The sequence below is a fragment of the Streptomyces flavusporus genome (genome assembly GCF_046267975.1).
In the GTDB taxonomy this organism is placed as follows: Bacteria; Actinomycetota; Actinomycetes; order Streptomycetales; family Streptomycetaceae; genus Streptomyces; species Streptomyces flavusporus.
Map to the genome: position 1 here is coordinate 2244109 of NZ_CP176503.1, position 16161 is coordinate 2260269.

At 68.6% G+C, this 16161-nt stretch carries 18 protein-coding genes and 5 pseudogenes; 14 read left to right on the forward strand and 9 right to left on the reverse strand.

All coding sequences use genetic code 11. From position 1 onward, the window contains the following. Positions 1-168: 168 nt before the first annotated feature. Positions 169-375, forward strand: a pseudogene (locus ACKTSN_RS10515) (IS3-like element IS987 family transposase); the annotation flags it as partial. Further along, a pseudogene (locus ACKTSN_RS10520) lies at positions 375-677 on the forward strand (pentapeptide repeat-containing protein); the annotation flags it as partial. The pseudogenes ACKTSN_RS10515 and ACKTSN_RS10520, both read left to right, overlap by 1 nt. A gap of 209 nt (positions 678-886) precedes the next feature. On the opposite strand, the gene ACKTSN_RS10525 reads toward ACKTSN_RS10520, so the two are convergent. Then, the gene (locus tag ACKTSN_RS10525) at positions 887-1123 is read right to left on the reverse strand and encodes a hypothetical protein (RefSeq protein WP_409468855.1); all 237 of its coding nucleotides are present in this window, start codon (positions 1121-1123) and stop codon (positions 887-889) included. 349 nt (positions 1124-1472) lie between these two features. On the opposite strand from ACKTSN_RS10525, the gene ACKTSN_RS10530 reads away from it, so the two are divergent. After that, complete coding sequence (locus ACKTSN_RS10530) at positions 1473-1943, forward strand: hypothetical protein (RefSeq protein WP_409468856.1); 471 nt, start codon at positions 1473-1475, stop codon at positions 1941-1943. On the opposite strand, the gene ACKTSN_RS10535 is transcribed toward ACKTSN_RS10530, so the two are convergent. Both ACKTSN_RS10535 and ACKTSN_RS10540 read right to left on the reverse strand, forming a co-directional pair. Further along, positions 1915-2856 (reverse strand): IS5 family transposase, encoded by a 942-nt coding sequence (locus tag ACKTSN_RS10535; RefSeq protein WP_409468857.1) that lies wholly within the window; start codon positions 2854-2856, stop codon positions 1915-1917. The two genes, ACKTSN_RS10530 and ACKTSN_RS10535, sit on opposite strands and share 29 nt — an antisense overlap. A gap of 356 nt (positions 2857-3212) precedes the next feature. Next, positions 3213-3638: pseudogene (locus tag ACKTSN_RS10540) on the reverse strand (ThuA domain-containing protein); the annotation flags it as partial. A 144-nt stretch (positions 3639-3782) separates the two neighbouring features. On the opposite strand from ACKTSN_RS10540, the gene ACKTSN_RS10545 reads away from it, so the two are divergent. The 4 genes and pseudogenes from ACKTSN_RS10545 (at position 3783) to ACKTSN_RS10560 (ending at position 6863) form a co-directional block, all read left to right on the forward strand. Then, positions 3783-4367 (forward strand): DUF6461 domain-containing protein, encoded by a 585-nt coding sequence (locus ACKTSN_RS10545; protein ID WP_409468858.1) that lies wholly within the window; start codon positions 3783-3785, stop codon positions 4365-4367. A gap of 187 nt (positions 4368-4554) precedes the next feature. Next, a complete protein-coding gene (locus ACKTSN_RS10550; RefSeq protein ID WP_409468859.1) occupies positions 4555-4923 on the forward strand; it encodes a DUF6281 family protein in 369 nt (122 codons plus the stop codon). 194 nt (positions 4924-5117) lie between these two features. Further along, positions 5118-6080: pseudogene (locus ACKTSN_RS10555) on the forward strand (phosphotransferase family protein); the annotation flags it as partial. A gap of 183 nt (positions 6081-6263) precedes the next feature. After that, positions 6264-6863 (forward strand): class I SAM-dependent methyltransferase, encoded by a 600-nt coding sequence (locus tag ACKTSN_RS10560; RefSeq protein WP_409474795.1) that lies wholly within the window; start codon positions 6264-6266, stop codon positions 6861-6863. Between the two features lie 109 nt (positions 6864-6972). Here the strand turns inward: ACKTSN_RS10560 and ACKTSN_RS10565 are convergent, their stop codons facing one another. Then, on the reverse strand, positions 6973-7368 hold the full coding sequence (locus ACKTSN_RS10565) for an ATP-binding protein (RefSeq protein WP_409468860.1): 396 nt from the start codon (positions 7366-7368) through the stop codon (positions 6973-6975). 112 nt (positions 7369-7480) lie between these two features. Between ACKTSN_RS10565 and ACKTSN_RS10570 the strand changes: the two genes are divergently transcribed. Both ACKTSN_RS10570 and ACKTSN_RS10575 read left to right on the forward strand, forming a co-directional pair. After that, a complete protein-coding gene (locus tag ACKTSN_RS10570) occupies positions 7481-8305 on the forward strand; it encodes a helix-turn-helix domain-containing protein (RefSeq protein ID WP_409468861.1) in 825 nt (274 codons plus the stop codon). Continuing rightward, complete coding sequence (locus ACKTSN_RS10575) at positions 8302-8493, forward strand: DUF397 domain-containing protein (protein ID WP_409468862.1); 192 nt, start codon at positions 8302-8304, stop codon at positions 8491-8493. Before ACKTSN_RS10570 ends, ACKTSN_RS10575 begins: the two co-directional genes overlap by 4 nt. Positions 8494-8503: 10 nt before the next feature. Here the strand turns inward: ACKTSN_RS10575 and ACKTSN_RS10580 are convergent, their stop codons facing one another. Then, on the reverse strand, positions 8504-9076 hold the full coding sequence (locus ACKTSN_RS10580) for a hypothetical protein (protein WP_409468863.1): 573 nt from the start codon (positions 9074-9076) through the stop codon (positions 8504-8506). Positions 9077-9137: 61 nt separating this feature from the next. Here ACKTSN_RS10580 and ACKTSN_RS10585 point away from each other — a divergent pair. Continuing rightward, positions 9138-9769: pseudogene (locus ACKTSN_RS10585) on the forward strand (VOC family protein). A 10-nt stretch (positions 9770-9779) separates the two neighbouring features. Here the strand turns inward: ACKTSN_RS10585 and ACKTSN_RS10590 are convergent. Next, complete coding sequence (locus tag ACKTSN_RS10590) at positions 9780-10379, reverse strand: hypothetical protein (protein ID WP_409468864.1); 600 nt, start codon at positions 10377-10379, stop codon at positions 9780-9782. 266 nt (positions 10380-10645) lie between these two features. Between ACKTSN_RS10590 and ACKTSN_RS10595 the strand changes: the two genes are divergently transcribed. Then, positions 10646-11545, forward strand: a complete 900-nt coding sequence (locus ACKTSN_RS10595) for a GNAT family N-acetyltransferase (RefSeq protein ID WP_409468865.1) — start codon at positions 10646-10648, stop codon at positions 11543-11545. A gap of 217 nt (positions 11546-11762) precedes the next feature. On the opposite strand, the gene ACKTSN_RS10600 is transcribed toward ACKTSN_RS10595, so the two are convergent. After that, positions 11763-12512, reverse strand: a complete 750-nt coding sequence (locus ACKTSN_RS10600) for a class I SAM-dependent methyltransferase (RefSeq protein ID WP_409468866.1) — start codon at positions 12510-12512, stop codon at positions 11763-11765. A 119-nt stretch (positions 12513-12631) separates the two neighbouring features. Continuing rightward, on the reverse strand, positions 12632-13387 hold the full coding sequence (locus ACKTSN_RS10605) for a GbsR/MarR family transcriptional regulator (RefSeq protein WP_409468867.1): 756 nt from the start codon (positions 13385-13387) through the stop codon (positions 12632-12634). 221 nt (positions 13388-13608) lie between these two features. On the opposite strand from ACKTSN_RS10605, the gene ACKTSN_RS10610 reads away from it, so the two are divergent. From ACKTSN_RS10610 to ACKTSN_RS10620, 3 genes are read left to right on the forward strand one after another with little or no spacing between them, the layout of a single operon-like run. Further along, positions 13609-14274, forward strand: coding sequence for a DUF4097 family beta strand repeat-containing protein (locus ACKTSN_RS10610; protein WP_409468868.1), 666 nt, complete (start codon positions 13609-13611; stop codon positions 14272-14274). Between the two features lie 19 nt (positions 14275-14293). Next, positions 14294-15256, forward strand: a complete 963-nt coding sequence (locus ACKTSN_RS10615) for an ATP-binding cassette domain-containing protein (RefSeq protein ID WP_409468869.1) — start codon at positions 14294-14296, stop codon at positions 15254-15256. Further along, complete coding sequence (locus ACKTSN_RS10620; protein ID WP_409468870.1) at positions 15253-16044, forward strand: ABC transporter permease; 792 nt, start codon at positions 15253-15255, stop codon at positions 16042-16044. Before ACKTSN_RS10615 ends, ACKTSN_RS10620 begins: the two co-directional genes overlap by 4 nt. On the opposite strand, the gene ACKTSN_RS10625 is transcribed toward ACKTSN_RS10620, so the two are convergent. After that, positions 16025-16153 carry a hypothetical protein gene (locus ACKTSN_RS10625; RefSeq protein ID WP_409468871.1) on the reverse strand — a complete coding sequence of 43 codons (129 nt, stop codon included), beginning with the start codon at positions 16151-16153 and terminating at the stop codon, positions 16025-16027. The genes ACKTSN_RS10620 and ACKTSN_RS10625 overlap by 20 nt on opposite strands. Between the last annotated feature and the right edge of the window lie 8 nt (positions 16154-16161).

Sequence of the window (16161 nt, forward strand, 5' to 3'; positions counted from 1 at the left end):
GTTCCGCCTAGCTACCCAGCGGTTACTTTGCGGCTGGTGTCGGCGCTGGGTTTCCGAGGCCTGGTGGAACTGTGTCTCCTGGTCCAGCAGGAAGCGGGCGAAGTCGTGTGAGCTGTACTGAACCGCCCCGGATCGAATAGAGACTCGATTTCATAAAAGGATCGAGTCATGGCACGACCTTCCCGTTACCCGCTTGAGCTCCGCCGTCGTGCGGTGCGCATGGTCGCCGAGGTGCGCGACGACCACCCGAACGAGACGGCCGCCCTGCAGGCGGTGGCCGACAAGCTGGGCATCGGCTCCCGCGAGACGCTCCGGAACTGGGTGAAGCAGCACGGGATCGACGCGGGGGCGCGAGCGGGGACGACGACGGAGGACTGATGGGCTTCGGGATCCCCAAGGATTCCCCGAAGCAGGAAGCAACCGGCACCGTGCCGCCCGGCGGTGGCAAGGTCACCTTCGAGATCGACAAGGCTGATCCCCAGAACCCCACGGGGGAAAGGTTCACCGGCGAGCGCTTCGAGAAGGCCCTGAACGTCACGCTCAACTCGGTGGTCTTTCGCTCCTCGGGACAGGACTTGACCACCACCGGCACCTACATCGAGATGGCGTCCCGGGTGAGTGAGCCCGTCCTTCTGGGCCTGGCGGTCCTGGCCGTGCGCAACCGCGTTAAACGCTGACCCAGCGCTCCCACAGCCAAGGGCCGACAGGGCGCGGCAGCTTCCCCGGAGCCTGAAGCGACCAATTCGTTCGAACCGTCATGGGCCGCCGCACGGAGGATTTCAAGTCCAGGTCACAGCGCCGCCCACCGAAATCTTCCGTGCGCCCCGGCAGTCGCGAAGGGCTCCACGCGGTCAACGTAGTGGAGCCCATACGCTTGTCGCGGCGGTCAGATCCTGCGTGCGACGCTCGGGTCGAAACTCGGCATGTCGCGACGTGCGTCACTGTACGTAGTGAAACCTGCATTGAACTGGGAGTCTGTCCCGGACGCTTCTTCTGCTCTCCATGGCCCGATCACGCGCATCCAGGCCCAGCCATCCTGTTCCGCGACGCGGTCGAAAAACAGGAACTTTCCGGTTCGGCCTTCGATGGGCCAATAGGTGAGGCCGATGTTCGCGGGCTTCATGGATCGGAGCGCAGGAACTTCATCAACAGGCCTGCCATGGCCTGCCAGGCCTGCGTGTTGGCTTCAACGGTCCGCATGTTGCCCCGGAGGTTGATCAGGATCGTCCTCACGGCCGGTGGAAGTACGGCCCACCAGTTGAACCACGAACCATGGCCTCGACGTGGGCAGTTGAGCGAAGCCACCCCCTCCCGCAATCACAGGTACCTGCCCATGCATGCCTAACTTTCCTTAGACGCCATCCGCTTTCCGAACGTGATCGTTTGGTTCGGGCTGGGTGGGCATGAACTCCGGCTGGCGGCGGGAGAGATGGGCGTGGTTCGTCCGTTCGTTTCGCTTATGGAGGTGGCTGGTGCCGTCGGTGCTCGGTCTGCTGGAGGCCCGGGAGAAGAAGGTCCGGGAAGAGGTGGCACGGCTGCGGGAGGAGGCCGAGCGGGTGCAGGCCGCGCTCGGCGAGGCGGAGCGGGCACTTCAGCGTCTGGCGGATGCCCGTGTGACGGTGGCTGAGGTGCTGGCGGAGCCGCCTGTCGCGGTCGCGGAGCCGGTGGTGAGTGCGGTGGCGGGGTCGGTGGTGCCCAGACGGGCCGAGGGCATGACAGCGACGGTCCTGCCTCCGGACTACCAGCGGATCATGTCCGTGCTGGAGTCGGATGCGGCCCGGGAGGGTATGCGGTGCCAGCAGCTGGCCGCAGCCCTGGGCCTTCAGGCGGTTCCGGCGAAGGTCGAGGGGCTGCGGTCGAAGGCGAAACGCCTGGTGGAGCGGGGGTGGGCGCTCCAGGTGCGGCCGGGGGTGTTCACCCCGCTCGGGGCGCCGGCCGGCTGAAGGCGCCTGGCCGGCGCCCGGCCAGGCGGCTGCTCATGAGCATGGTCATGGACCACAGCACCATGGCCTCGTGCATGGCGGGCAGCGTCTCGTAGTCGCGCACCAGGCGGCGCGAGCGCATCAGCCAGCTCAGCGTTCTCTCCACCACCCACCTGCGCGGCAGCACCACGAACCCGCTGGTGTCGTCGGTGCGTTTGACGATCTCAAGGGTGAGCTGGAGCTTCTCGGCCGCCCAGTCGACGAGCCGACCCGCATAGCCACCGTCCGCCCAGACGAGGCGGATGGAGAAGTACATGGTGCGCAGCCGCTCCAGCAAGGGCAGTGCGGCGTCGCGGTCCTGCACGCTGGCCGCACTCACCACGACGGCCAGGACCAGGCCGAGGCAGTCCACCACCAGGTGCCGCTTGCGGCCGCCCACCTTCTTCCCGCCGTCCCACCCGGACGTCGAGCGCGGGATGTTCGCCGCTGCCCGCAGTGACTGCGAGTCCACGATGGCGGCCGTCGGGTCCACCTCACGGCCTTCCTTCTGGCGCACCTTGTCGCGCAGCCGGTCGTGGAGCTCGGCAAGCAAGCCCGTCACCTGCCAGCGGCGGGCGAACGCGTGCACCCGCCGGTACGGCGGGAAGTCACAGGGCAGGTTGACCCACTTGACGCCGTTGTCGACTACATAGCGGACCGCGTCCAACATCACGCGGTGGCAATAGCCCTCCGGCCGCCCGCCCCGCCCCTGAAGCCACGCGGGGACCGGCAGCAGCGGCCGGATGACCTGCCACTCCGCCTCCGTCAGGTCGGAGCCGTAACACCGCACGCGGTCCGGCCCGTCCGCCGCGTTGCCGAACCTGTGCGCGAGACAGTCACGCGCCGGAGATGGCGCGTTGGACTCCAGAGACGCGAGCACGAAAGACTGCGACACAGGGCCTCCTGGTGCTGCTCGGTTGGGATCGCAACCCCGAGCTACCAGGAGGCCCTGCCGTTATGCCCCGACCGCCGAGAGGTCACCCGAACAGGAACCGTGTTCGACTGATCAAGCCTGCCGAGCGGTAAGCGGATGGCTTCTTACATACCTCCAGTGAGCTGACCTGTAGAGACAGTTGACAGCACTAGATAATCGTCGAGCGTCGGCAGATCACTCAGTTGCCATCAGCGACACTCCAGCCAGCGATAGCACCACAGCTGTTGCATTAGCTAGATTTCGAGTACCAGTGGCTGAGCTGCACAAACCCGAGGTGCACACCACTACGACAGCCTCGCTCCCCCAGAGAAGTTGGGGAAGTCGTACCACTCGTCGGTGAAGTCCCAGACGGCCGACAGGTGGCGGGTGGCGGGGTGATCGCGGTCCTCGACGAGGGCCTTACCGGGTTGGTACTCGGGGTGCCGGTCGAACCGGGCGCCGAGCAGTTCGCCGTAGTACGGCCACTCGTACTCGGTGCAGGCGGCCGCGTGTACGCCGACGAATCCGCCGCCCAACTCCACGTACGCGGCGAGCCGTTCCCGCCTGGCCTCCGTCAGGACCTCGCCGCTGGTGGAGAGGAAGACGACGGCGGCGTATCCGTCCAGCGGGATCTCCAGGTCCGCGGGCTCCTCGGTGTGATGGACGTCGAAGTCCCCCAGCGCGCGGAGGGCGGCGACGGCGGCCGGGATGGAGTCGTGCCGGTAGGCGGCGGTGCGGGTGTGGACGAGGAGTCGGGGGACCATGGCGCTGAGCGTAGACGGCCCGGGCGGCCGTCCCCCTACGCCGAGAAGATCCGAAAGTTTCGGATCGCCGGTGGTCGGCATCCGGCGCCCGGCGATGACGCAGCAACACGTTGCGTGTCAGCGAGGCGTGACAGCATCTGGGGCATGACGAGTACGGATACGAGCCGTGGCCTGGACCACCTCCGCGCAGACATCCCCATCCACACGCTCACCTTCGCCAAAGGCTTGCCTCCCACCGAGCTGCTGACCCGCATGGGGATCGATCCGGACACCTTGGCGCTGCGCGATTCCACGGAACTGGCCGACGACTTCGGCGACACCCTGCTCGACGAGGACGAGCCGGTGGTGACGACCGGCACCGACGGCGCGTGGACATGGGCGTGGGAGCAGGGTGGCAGCCACGGGCTGGACGAGAGGGTCCTGTCCACGGTCTCACAGGGGACAGAGACCGTCGCGCTGTACCACAACGACAAGCCGATGCACTGGTTCAAGTACGCGGTCGACGGCGACATCATCGTCGATTTCCACACTCTTCAGCCGATCGAGCCGACCGGCCTGGACCCACAGCGGCTCGACGAGTTCATGCGCCCACTCGGCCTCACCCTCGGGCAACCCGCTCCGCCGTACAGCGTCCTGGCTCTCGCGGAGAACGCCTTCGGACTGCGCGTGACGCCGGCCGGGGACGACGAAGAGCGCTGGAGCGGCAGCTTGCTGCCCCTACCCGAGTAGGCACAGCACCGTAACTGAGCGCGTTCCCGGCCTCGTCGGCCTACTTGCAAGGTGACCAGCAGTAAGGGCGAGGACCCTTGGTAACGGTGATGTCCTCGGCCTCCGCAGCATCTACTGATCAGGAGCTGACGCTCCGGGAGGAGGTATCCAGGTGAAAGCCGTAGTTCCGCTCGGGCGGAGCGCAATCGTGAGGGCCCTGGTGGCGGCGGTAACCGTCGCGGTGTCCGCCGCCTGCGCATCGCCGAGCGGCGGCGAGTCCGAGGCGGCCTGCGCGTTCCGAGTCGAGTACGACAAGCGCATGTACTCGGACATGGCCAACGCCGAATTCAAGGTGGGGGAGAAGCTGGGGCCGGCTCTCATTCCGCCGTGCGACGATTCGCCGGATGACGGGCGCGGCCAGGCATCGCCAGACTCGACGGTCGCCTACGAGATCGAGGGGGTGGACCCCAGCATCGCCATCGCGGTGGACGACGCACCCGACGACGTCCTCTTCGTCGCCGTCGACTCCGATAACGAGCTTCCTCTCGAGGTAAAGAAGCTGATCAAGGGCTCTTGACCCAGAGTGCGGGTACGGCCCCGTGTGGTCAGTCTCCGTGCAGACGACCGTCTGGGCGCGCGAACACTCACCGTGAACCGGTCGGCGCGCACTCAGATGCGGGATAACCCGATCGCCCCCGCGTCGATGCTCCCGTAGGGTGCGCGGGTCGTCGCGGCGGAGAGGCGGTTCGGAACGTGGTACTCAGGGCAGTGATGCGGGAGCAGTTGGCGGGTGCGGCGCGGGCCGCGCTGGGCGGCGGACGGCGGCTGGAGGGGGTTGAGCGGGTCGCGGGTGGCAGTAAGAAGGGCGTGTACCGCCTGGTGATGGACGACGCGACGACCGTGATCGCCTACCTGTGGGACGACGCCGAGAACTACTGGCCTGCGGCCGAGGGTGACGACGACCTCACCGACCCGTTCTCGCCCGGTCTCGGACTCGACCTGTTCGAGGCCGCGCACGCGCGACTGGACGCACTCGGCGTCCGCGTCCCGGCGATCCGTCTCGTCGACCGCGACGGCGCCCACTTCCCGGCCGACCTCGCGATTGTCGAGGACCTCCGGGGCGAGAACCTGGAGGAGCTTCTCGCGCGCGACCCACGCGCGGCTGCCCCGGTCATGGCCCGGCTCGGGGAGGCACTGGAGGCGATGCGTCGTCATCGGGCGTCCGCGTACGGCAAGGTGGCCGTGGTCGACGGAGGAGGATCGTCGCGCGGGACATCGTGCGAGGGGATCGTCCTGGACCGTGCGCTGCGGGACCTCGCCGAGGCGGCGTCGCGTGATCCGCGGATCGCGGGAGTCCGCGATCGGCTGGAGGAGCGACTGCTGGGCCTGGCGGCGGCGGTGCGACCGCGCACGGAGTACGCGGTCGTGCACGGCGAACTGGGGCCCGACCATGTGCTGGTGGACACGGACGGGCACCCGGTGTTGATCGACATCGAGGGCTCGATGTACTTCGACGTCGAGTGGGAGCACGTCTTTCTGCGGATCCGCCTGCACGACGCCTATCGGCCCCTGGGCGTGGACGGACTGGACGAGGACCGGCTCGCGCTCTACACGCTGGCACAGCGGCTCTCGCTGACGGCGGGCCCACTGCGACTGCTCGACGGAGACTTCCCCGACCGGGCGTCCATGGCGGGCATCGCCGAGTACAACCTGCGGAAGGCGCTGGAACTGGTCCGCCTCGGAGAAGCTGTTGTCGATCCCTCCCTTTCGGGCGAAGTGCTGTCTTGGCGTGGAGGGGTGGTCGACACGAGCAAGACGGAGGAACGCAGGACACAGGTCCGCGAGGTACGCCGCCGGCTCGCGCAGGAGGGTCCGCCGTGGAGGCGGGACCGGGAGGCAGACTTCGAGACGGTCACGGTGCCCGAACGCGATTGCGACCAGCTACGCGACCTGCTGATCTCCGAGGGCGCCCAGACGGTCGTCGAGGTCGGTCTCGCGTACGCCAGTTCCGCGCTCGCGATCGGTGAGGCGCTGATCACTGTCAACCCGCCGCATCCCCGGCACGTCATTATCGACCCGTTTCAAGAAAGCGCATGGTCCAATGCCGGCTGGGATCTGCTGCGCTCTGCGGGGCTGGACTCGATCGCCGCGCTCATGCTCACTCCATCGTCGATCGCCCTCCCACAACTCCTCACCGAAGGCCTCGTCGCCGACGCAGCATTCGTGGACGGCAGTCACCGGTTTCACGAAGTCTTCGTCGATCTCTACTTCCTGCGCAAGATCGTCCGGCCCGGCGGGCTCATCGCCATCGACGACGACTGGGCACCGTCCGTGCGAACCGCCGTTCACTACTACGAGCGGAACCTGGGCTGGACGGTGATTCCCGACGCCTTCCCCAGTGGAACGGGGACGGCGGTTGTCGCCGATCCCCAGGCCAGACCAGCGACCCGCTGCAAGGCGCTTCGCTTGCCTGACCCCTCGTTCGAGCCGCCCTTCGAAGAGTTCCAGGCGTTCTGACCTGCTGCCTCGTGATCAGGCTGCTGTGCGAGGGGGCGCGGCGAGGCGAGACCACGCCAGGACGGCAGACCCGCCAAAGCGTGGGATCCAAACAACTTCTGAACGCCCCTCACCGATCGGCGAATTCACACCACACGATCTTCCCCGGATCCCGCTCCCCCACGCCCCACTTGTCCGCCAGCTCCGACACCAGCAGCAGCCCGCGCCCGCCCTCGCCCTCGCCGGGCTCCCGCGCGTTCGGCACACCGTCCCCGCTGTCGTGGACCTCGACGCGCACACCGTCGTCGTACGACAGCCGGAGCAGGAAACCGCGGCCGGGCGGTACGCCGTGCACGAGGGCGTTCGTGGCGAGTTCGCTGACGCACAGCACGATGTCGTACGCCCGTTCCCGCACACCCCAGTCGACGAGTGCCTGGCGCGTGAACGCGCGGGCGGCGGGGACGGACTGACGTTCGCGGCGGTAGAAGCGTTCGCGTGGGGACGGGTGAGGAATCTCTGCGTTCACGTGACGAGAGTCACAGAATGTAGCCATCATGAAACAGTGCGTGCGCTCGTACAGCCGGTTTGTACGGGTGCACGCCGGTGGACGTACGCGCGCGGGTGGGGAGTTGGACCGCATGAGCACGACTCGACGGTCACGGAGGAACGCCTCGGCGATGAAGATGGTGGGCGCGCTGCTCGCCCTCTATCGCGAGGCCGCCGGATTCACGCAGAAGACGCTGGGCGAGCGGTTCGTCGTCGGCGAGCAGCAGATCGCCTCGATCGAGCAGGGCCGACGGCCGCTGAAGCCGGATCTCGCCGAGCAGCTCGACGAATTCCTGCAGACCAAGGGCGCGTTGACGACTGCGTTGAGCAGGATGCCGGAGGTGGATCTGGTCCCGCTGTGGGCGGAGGAGTATCTGGACCGGGAGCGGGAGGCGATCGCGATCGGGTGGTACGAGGGCTTGGTGATCCCTGGCCTGCTCCAGACGGAGGCGTATGCCCGGGCAGTTTTCCGCAGCCGTGTGCCGGTCTACGACGAGGACGAGATCGAGCAGTTGGTGGCGGCGCGCATCGAGCGGCGGGAGATCCTGCACCGCAAGGTGCCACCGACGACGAGCTTCGTGATCTGGGAGGCGGCACTTCGGGACCGACTGGGCGGGAAGGACGTGTACGTCGAGCAACTGCTACACCTGAGGAAGTACGCCGAACTGCCCGGTCTCACCTTGCAGGTCCTGCCGTTGGGACGCACCTCACACGCCGGGCTCGACGGGCCGTTCATCCTGCTGGAGACCCCTGATCACCAGCGGCTCGCGTACACCGAAACGCATCGCGGCAGCCAGCTGATCGCTGACCCGAATGAAGTGGCGATCCTCAATCAGAAGTATGCGATGCTGCGGACACAGGCCCTCACCACGGAGGACACGAGGGACCTGCTGAACCGTCTTCTGGGAGAGCAATGAGCGGCACCGCGCTTGAGTGGTTCAAGTCCAGCTACAGCGGCAGCGAAGGCGGCGCATGCATCGAAGTCGCCCTCCAGCCCACCACCATCCACATCCGCGACTCCAAGACCCCCACCACCCCCCACCTCACCGTCGCCCCCTCTGCCTGGACCGCCTTCCTGAAGCTTGCCGACAACCCCGGTTGTTGAGTCGGTTCGGTCAGCCGCTCGCTCCCACGTCGTTGTTGGGCGCCCCGTCGCCCGCCGGAGGCAGATCGCCGCGTTCCACCGGCTCCGTGACGTCGGGGGCGGCCGGCAGGAGGGTGTCGAGTTCGGCGGCGGACGGGCGGTGGGCGCCGAGGGCGGCCTCCCGCAACACGTCACGGGAGACGCCGGGACCGCCGCTGACCCGCAGCACGTGGCCGTCCTTCGGTACGGCGTACTCACGCTGTTCCCCGGCACTGCGGAGCCAGGCGTCACCGTCGCGCGCGCAGTCGGGGCAGTTGGCGGAGTTGACGGTGCCCCGGTCGACGGTGAGCTGGATCTGCGCGCCGGCCTGCTGTGAGACGTACACGGCGGAGAAGCCGTCGCCGCCGTACACGCCGACGGACTGCTGGGCGAGGGTGAAACCGTCCGCCTCGGTGACGTAGACGTGTTCCGGCGCGATACCCAACGCCGAGGCGCGGGAGGCGATTTCCGCCGGGTCGGCGGGCTCCTTCTCGGTGCCGCAGCCGGTGAGCAGCACGGGGATCAGCAGGGCCGCCAGGGGCAGCGCACGTACGGAACGCATCATGCACCCATCCTGCCGCACAGGTGTTCCACAGTTGAGCGGGGATTGCGTAGCCTCGGTGACGATGAACACGATTCCGGCACACCTGGACCATCTCGTCCTCGCAACTCCCGATCTGGCGGCGACGGTTGCCGACTTCACCCGGCGTACCGGTGTGACACCGGCGGTCGGCGGCACGCACGTCGGCCTCGGGACCCGCAACTATCTGGTCGGTCTGGGCGGACCGCTTACCTGGAGATCATCGGGCCCGACCCGGAACAGTCCACGCCCGACGGGCCGCGCCCCTTCGGCGTCGACGAGTTGCCGGGACCGCGCACACTCACCTGGGCCATCAGCCCTCCCGACCTCGACGCGGCGATCACGGCGGCCCGTGCCCGGGGCTACGACCCCGGCCCGCCGCTCCCGATGAGCCGCCGTACCCCCGACGGCACACTCCTGCAGTGGCGCCTGACGGACGGCGCGTCCGCCCACCCCTCCGGCCTGGTCCCTTTCCTCATCGACTGGGGCGCATCACCTCACCCCACGGCGTCGGACCTTCCCACCACTCCCCTACTGACCCTCTCGGCCACCACCCCCGACCCGGCCGCGCTCCGCCCCCTCCTGACCGCCCTGGACACGGAACTCACCCTCGCCAAGGGCCCGGTGGGCCTGACCTTCACGGTGGACACACCGCGGGGGCCGGTGCGGTTCGACTGAGGGGACGGGGCTAGGCAGAGGCGACCAAGAACACGAACAGGAGGACGAACCCCACAGCGAGCGGGGCGAGTCCGACGCCGACGTGTGCCCAGACCACGGTCTCGATCAAGCTCAGGTGGGTGACGTCCAGCGCACCCAGCGCCGCCATCACCGCGATGACGAGATCCACCACGAGCGCGTACCCGGCGACAAACTGCGGCAGAGGCTGCCCTGTTCGTTCGAGGTCGCTCGAGAACGGAGCAAAGGTCAGTGCCAGACATCCGGCCAGGACGACGGCGATTCCGGCCGTCGCGGCGAGCAGGACGAGGTACGTGCTGGTGCCGGTGCTGCTGGAGATCGGCGCCCTTCGCACCTCGATAAGCCAGATCCCTCCGCCCATGAAGGCGACGAACAACCCCCACGCTGCGATGTCGCCGGCGACCCTGCGGGCTGTATCGAGGATGCTGGCGTCGAACTTGCGGTACGCCCTGAAGAGCACGACGCTGACCAGAAGTGCGGCGGCTCCGACGACGCAACCGCCGATCAACATCCACCGCGCCTCGTTCCCTTGGGCCCCCTCGGGTGCCGCATGCGAGAACGCCGACGTGAGGGCCATCGCGTTGTGGACCACGCCCCAAGGCTACTGTCAGGGGCATGTGGAAGGCAGATCTCCGTGCTCTGCATCGTCCCGCGAACCCCTCTTTTCAAGGGCCGCGGAAATCCGTGGACGGACCCGCGGAAGATCACGTACTGTGTGGCTCCACGCTCTGAGATGGACGGAAGGAGGCGAGTGCCGTGCGGTTCACACCTTTCCAGCGCTCCCTCTTCCGCTGTCCCGGCGTGGTTCGTGAGTTCTGACCGGGAGCGCTCCGAGCAGCCTGTATCCCGGAGGAATACATGACCGATCCGGTCATCCGCGCGCTCTCCGCGAGCGACGCCCATCTCTTCGACGCACTCCCCGACCCACTGGGCGCCCGTGAAGGCCATCGGCGTACCCGGTTCCGCCCCGACTGGAAGCGCGTCGCCCTGCGCGACGGCGAGGTCGTCGCACGCGGCGCATGGTGGGGCGGCCCCGACGACTCGGAGCCCGTCAACATCAACTGGTTCGACGTGGCCGAGGGCGAGGAGGAGGCGGGGGCCGAACTCCTGCGCTCCGCTCCCTGGCAGGTCGAACTCGAACTCAACCTGCCCGGCGGCTGGCGGGACAATCCCGATCTGCGCGCCGCCGCCGAGGCACGCTTCGCCGCCGCACGAGCCGCCGGGTACGAACTCCTGGTGGAACGCTTCCTGTACCGCTGGACCCCGGAGCGAGGTCTGCCCGCGCGGCCCGGACGCCTGCGCTTCAGCGCCGAACCCGACGACACCGTGTTCTTCGACGCGTTGCGCCGCATCCACTCCGTCACCCTGGACGCCCACGCGCTCAGGGCCGTCGAGGAGGGCGGCCTCGACCAGGCCGCCCAGGAGGAACTCGACTTCTTCCACTGGTGCCCCTCCCCACGGGAGTGGTGGCAGATCGCGCACACGCCGGAGGGCGACCTGGCCGGCATCCACATCCCGGCCCACAACCCCTCCGGCCCGACCATCGGCTTCATCGGAGTCGTCCCGGAACAGCGCGGTCACGGCTACGCCTACGACCTCCTCGCCGAGTGCACCCACTTCCTCGTCCAGGAGGGTGCAGAGTTCGTCAGCGGAGCGACGGACCAGGGCAACTTCCCCATGGCCGCGAACTTCGCCAAGGCCGGCTTCCCCGTCGTCCGTGAACGCATCAACTTCCACCCGGCGGGCCAAGCGGCCTAGCGAGAAGTAGCACGCGGTGAGTGGTCCGGTCCGAGGGCAGATCCGGACCGCTTGTCAGCGCCCGTGGCTGTCGGGCCGCTTCACACCCGGTCCGGGACACGACGCGGTCCGTGTCGCCGAGCACAAGCAGTGGCGGCCGCTGCATCCTCGGACAGGGGCAAGCGGGAGGCGCCGACCTCGAACCGGACGCGATGCTGGAGCGCTCGACCGAAACCACTCATCGTCGTATCCGCTGCGCTCCACCCGGCTTGCGTGCCACGAACACGAACTCCCGCCCGGGTCTGTCGGGAGCATCCCGGACGTCGTCCACCGTGAAGCCTGCGTCGAGAAGATCCGCCTCCACCTCCTCGCGTGAGCGGAACCGCAGGGTGGAGTCCGAGGTCAGGCGTGCGCCGTCCGTCGTGAACACGAAGGTCCAGCGGAAGGTCACCAACGGCCCGTCGACGTCGGTCACTTCGACCCAGTTCTCGACCGCACCGACGCCAGGGACGTCCGTGACGCGGTGGGTGGCGTCCCGGTTCCACTCCTCCCAGGCGCGGCGGGCCGGGTCGCGGGTCTCGAAGACCAGGTGTCCGCCCGGTTGCAGGGCGGCGTGGGATGCCCGCAGGGTTGTCCGCCACACCTGCGGGTCGGCGACGGCCTGGGCGACGTTGCCGGTCATCGTCGCGAGGTCCGCCTGGAGCGGTGGAAGCGCGGTCGCGTCGCCGTGGATCCAGCGGACGCGGTCGCCGCCCGGTTTCGCGCGGGCGACGTCCAGGGAGGCTTGCGCGGGATCGACGCCGACGACCTCGATGCCGCGGTCGGCCAGCAGCAGCGCGAAAACGCCCGTTCCGCAGCCGATGTCCAGCACCCGGCGTGCGGCGAACTCCCAGGTGATGCCGAGGTAGGCGTCGAGGTCGCTGCGGTCGGAGTCGAGCACGTCGTAGATCGCGGCCAGTCGTGGGTGCCCGAAGATCGCGTCAACCATGCGGCGACGTTAGGGAGGCGGGCGGGCGCGGGCAAGTGGATTACCCGGCACTCAGCTTGTCTTTCCAGGTGGAAGGATCCGGCGCGGGCAGCACTGGCTGTGACCATCAAGACGGTTGTCTATCCGCGTTCTGAACTTGGCTCGGCAGTGGCGCCTGAGGGCGTTTCGGGTTTCGCGTGGAGGAGGTCGCGGGCCTGGTCCGCGGCGCGGGCGGTGCTCTCGGAGATGAAGTCCAGGAAGCGGGCGATGTTCTCGAGGCGGCCGGCGGCCGGGGTGTCGCGGCCGAGGATGCCGACGCCCTGCCGTGCGGTCTCGGCGATCTGGGCGACGCCGCGGGCGCTGGCCATCATGGACTGGTACCAGACGTCGTCGTCGACGACGTAGCGCTCGCGGCGGCGTTCGTCCCGTTCCCGGCGGATGAGGCCCTGGCCCTCGAGGAACGCGACCGCTTTGGAGATGGACGCCGGACTGACCTGGAGGCGCTGGACGAGTTCGGACGCGGTGAGACTGCCCGCGTCGCTGATGCAGAGGCAGGCCATCACCCGGGCCATCATCTTGGGCGTGCCTGATTGCATGAAGACGGTGGTGAGCGTCTCCTCGTACTCGCGTACGGCCTCCGCGTCGCGTCCATGGGTCTGCTCGGGCGCCTGCGATCCCCGGGGCGGGGTCTGCCTGCGTCGTCGGGTGCGGCGTTCGGTGGCGCGGTGGGCCAGGTCGGCGCGGTAGGCGGTGGGGCCGCCGTTGCGCATGACCTCGCGGGTGACGGTCGAGGTCGGGCGGTCGAGGCGTCGGGCGATCTCGGCGTAGGCGAGGCCGTCGGCCAGTCCCAGCGCGATCTGCTGGCGTTCCTGCTGGGTGAGTCTGCCTCCGGGCATCGCGGTCTCCTTCGTACTCCTTGCGTGCCTCCACCATAGCGTTCACCTTCAATTCATTGCAACGAGCAGATGGCTGTTGTTGCATTACATTCAAGACCATTGCAACGAATTTCCGGCCTCTACCTGCATTGATGGCAATTATTTGCAACGAATACGTTGCCGAATCTTTGAATGCAACGTAGCTTTCCGTCATCGGAAACAACGAGTCGAAGGAGAGCACGATGCAGAAGTTCGACACCCCCGCCCCGATCTCCGCCGTCCTGGACATCCCCGCCGGACGCATCCGGTTCATCGCCGCAGACCGCGCCGACACCACCGTCGAGGTCCTGCCCGCCAACCCCTCCAAGAGCCGCGACACCAAGACCGCTGAGCGGACCGCCGTCACCTACGCCGACGGCGTCCTGCGGATCGAGGCCGCACCGGCCAAGAACCAGGCCTTCGGCCCCTCCGGGGCCATCGAGGTGACCATCCAGCTGCCCGCCGGCTCCCGCATCGAGGCCAAGGCCGACGGCACCGAGCTCCGCGGCGTCGGACGCCTCGGCGACGTCGTCTTCGACGGCGCATACCGCCAGATCAAGATCGACGAGGCCGCGAGCGTCCGCCTCACTGCGATCGACGGCGACGTCGAGGTCGGCCGGCTGGGCGGCCCCGCGGAGATCAGCACCGCAAGGGGCGACATCCGTATCGCCGAGGCCGTGCGCGGCACGGTCGTGCTCCGCACCCAGTCCGGCGACATTTCGGTCGGCGCCGCCGCCGGCGTCTCGGCCGCCCTGGACGCCGGCACCGACTACGGCCGCGTCAGCAACGCCCTCAAGAACGACGGCACCGCCGAACTCGACATCCACGCGACCACCGCCTACGGCGACATCACCGCCCGCAGCCTCTGAGCCTCAAGGAGCTCCCCTCATGACCAACCTGGCCATCGCGGCGCACGGGCTGCGCAAGTCATACGGCGACAAGGTCGTGCTCGACGGCATCGACCTGACCGTCCCGGAAGGAACGATCTTCTCCCTGCTCGGCCCGAACGGCGCCGGCAAGACCACCGCCGTCAAGATCCTCTCCACCCTCATCACCGCCGACGCCGGCGACCTGCACGTCGGTGGCCACGACCTGGCCGCCGCCCCGCAGGCCGTGCGCGCCGCGATCGGCGTCACCGGCCAGTTCTCCGCCGTCGACGGCCTGATCACCGGCGAGGAGAACATGCTCCTCATGGCCGACCTGCACCACCTGTCCCGGAGCGAGGGGCAGCGGGTCGCCGCCGATCTGCTGGAGCGGTTCGGCCTCGTCGAGGCCGCGAAGAAGCCCGCCTCCACCTACTCCGGCGGCATGAAGCGCCGCCTCGACATCGCCATGACCCTCGTCGGCAACCCGCGGATCATCTTCCTCGACGAGCCCACCACCGGCCTCGACCCGCGCTCCCGCCACAACATGTGGCAGATCATCCGCGAACTCGTCTCCGACGGCGTCACCGTCTTCCTCACCACCCAGTACCTGGAGGAGGCCGACGAACTCGCCGACCGCATCGCCGTGCTCGACGACGGCAAGATCGCCGCCGAGGGAAGCGCCGACGAGCTCAAGCGGCTCATCCCCGGCGGGCACGTCCGGCTCCGCTTCACCGACCCGGCCGCCTACCAGTCCGCCGCCGTCGCGCTGCGCGGGGCCACCCGCGACGACGAGGCGCTCGCACTGCAGATCCCCAGCGACGGCACCCAGCGCGAGCTGCGCGCCATCCTCGACCGGCTGGACTCGGCCGGCATCGAGGCGGACGAGCTGACCGTGCACACCCCCGATCTCGACGACGTGTTCTTCGCCCTGACCGGCTCCACCGTGCCGAGCCGGCCCAACGAGCCCAAGGAGGCTGTCCGATGAGCTCCCTCTCCCTCGCCGTGCGCGACTGGTCCACGATGCTGCGCCGCAACCTCCTGCACGCGCGCCGCTACCCGTCGCTGACCCTGAACCTGCTGCTCACGCCGGTCATGCTGCTGCTGCTCTTCGTCTACATCTTCGGCGACGTGATGAGCGCCGGCATCGGGGGCGGCGGCGCGGACCGCTCCGACTACCTCGCCTATCTCGTCCCGGGCATCCTGATGATGACCGTCGGCAGCACCGTGATCGGGGCCGCGGTGTCCGTCTCCACCGACATGGCCGAGGGCCTCATCGCCCGCTTCCGCACGATGGCGATCCACCGCGGCTCTGTGATCATCGGGCACGTCGTCGGCAGCGTGCTGCAGGTGCTCGCCAGCCTGGTCCTCGTCGGTGCCGTCGCCGTGGCCATCGGCTTCCGCTCCACAGGCGCCACGGCCCTGGAGTGGCTGGCGGCATTCGGACTGCTCGCGCTGTTCGCCCTGGCGCTCACCTGGATCGCGGTCGGCATGGGCATGGCCAGCCCGAACCCCGAGGCGGCCAGCAACATGGCCATGCCGCTGATCCTCCTCCCGCTCATCTCGAGCGCCTTCATCCCGGCCGACACGATGCCGGGCTGGTTCCGGCCGATCGCCGAGTACCAGCCCTTCACACCGGCCATCGAGACCCTGCGCGGCCTGCTGCTCGGTACCGAGATCGGCCACAACGGGTGGATCGCGATCGTCTGGTGCGTCGGCCTGTCCGCGCTCGGCTACCGCTGGTCGATGGCGTTGTTCAACCGCGGCCCGAAGTAACCGCCATGACAGCGCGGGCCGCCTCCCGCAACTCGTCCCACCCCAGGGCGGCGTACTCCGACACCGCGTCGGCGTACGCCGCCCCGTCCGCGTCATCGCAGTCAGGCACTCAGCCCC

Bases quoted from the DNA above. Each gene is read 5' to 3' on its own strand.
- ACKTSN_RS10620 (WP_409468870.1), top strand. From the start codon at position 15,253: ATGAGCTCCCTCTCCCTCGCCGTGCGCGACTGGTCCACGATGCTGCGC.
- ACKTSN_RS10610 (WP_409468868.1), top strand. From the start codon at position 13,609: ATGCAGAAGTTCGACACCCCCGCCCCGATCTCCGCCGTCCTGGACATC.
- ACKTSN_RS10605 (WP_409468867.1), bottom strand. From the start codon at position 13,387: ATGCCCGGAGGCAGACTCACCCAGCAGGAACGCCAGCAGATCGCGCTG.
- ACKTSN_RS10615 (WP_409468869.1), top strand. From the start codon at position 14,294: ATGACCAACCTGGCCATCGCGGCGCACGGGCTGCGCAAGTCATACGGC.
- ACKTSN_RS10580 (WP_409468863.1), bottom strand. From the start codon at position 9,076: ATGATGCGTTCCGTACGTGCGCTGCCCCTGGCGGCCCTGCTGATCCCC.
- ACKTSN_RS10525 (WP_409468855.1), bottom strand. From the start codon at position 1,123: ATGAAGCCCGCGAACATCGGCCTCACCTATTGGCCCATCGAAGGCCGA.
- ACKTSN_RS10595 (WP_409468865.1), top strand. From the start codon at position 10,646: ATGACCGATCCGGTCATCCGCGCGCTCTCCGCGAGCGACGCCCATCTC.
- ACKTSN_RS10545 (WP_409468858.1), top strand. From the start codon at position 3,783: ATGACGAGTACGGATACGAGCCGTGGCCTGGACCACCTCCGCGCAGAC.
- ACKTSN_RS10570 (WP_409468861.1), top strand. From the start codon at position 7,481: ATGAGCACGACTCGACGGTCACGGAGGAACGCCTCGGCGATGAAGATG.
- ACKTSN_RS10600 (WP_409468866.1), bottom strand. From the start codon at position 12,512: ATGGTTGACGCGATCTTCGGGCACCCACGACTGGCCGCGATCTACGAC.
- ACKTSN_RS10575 (WP_409468862.1), top strand. From the start codon at position 8,302: ATGAGCGGCACCGCGCTTGAGTGGTTCAAGTCCAGCTACAGCGGCAGC.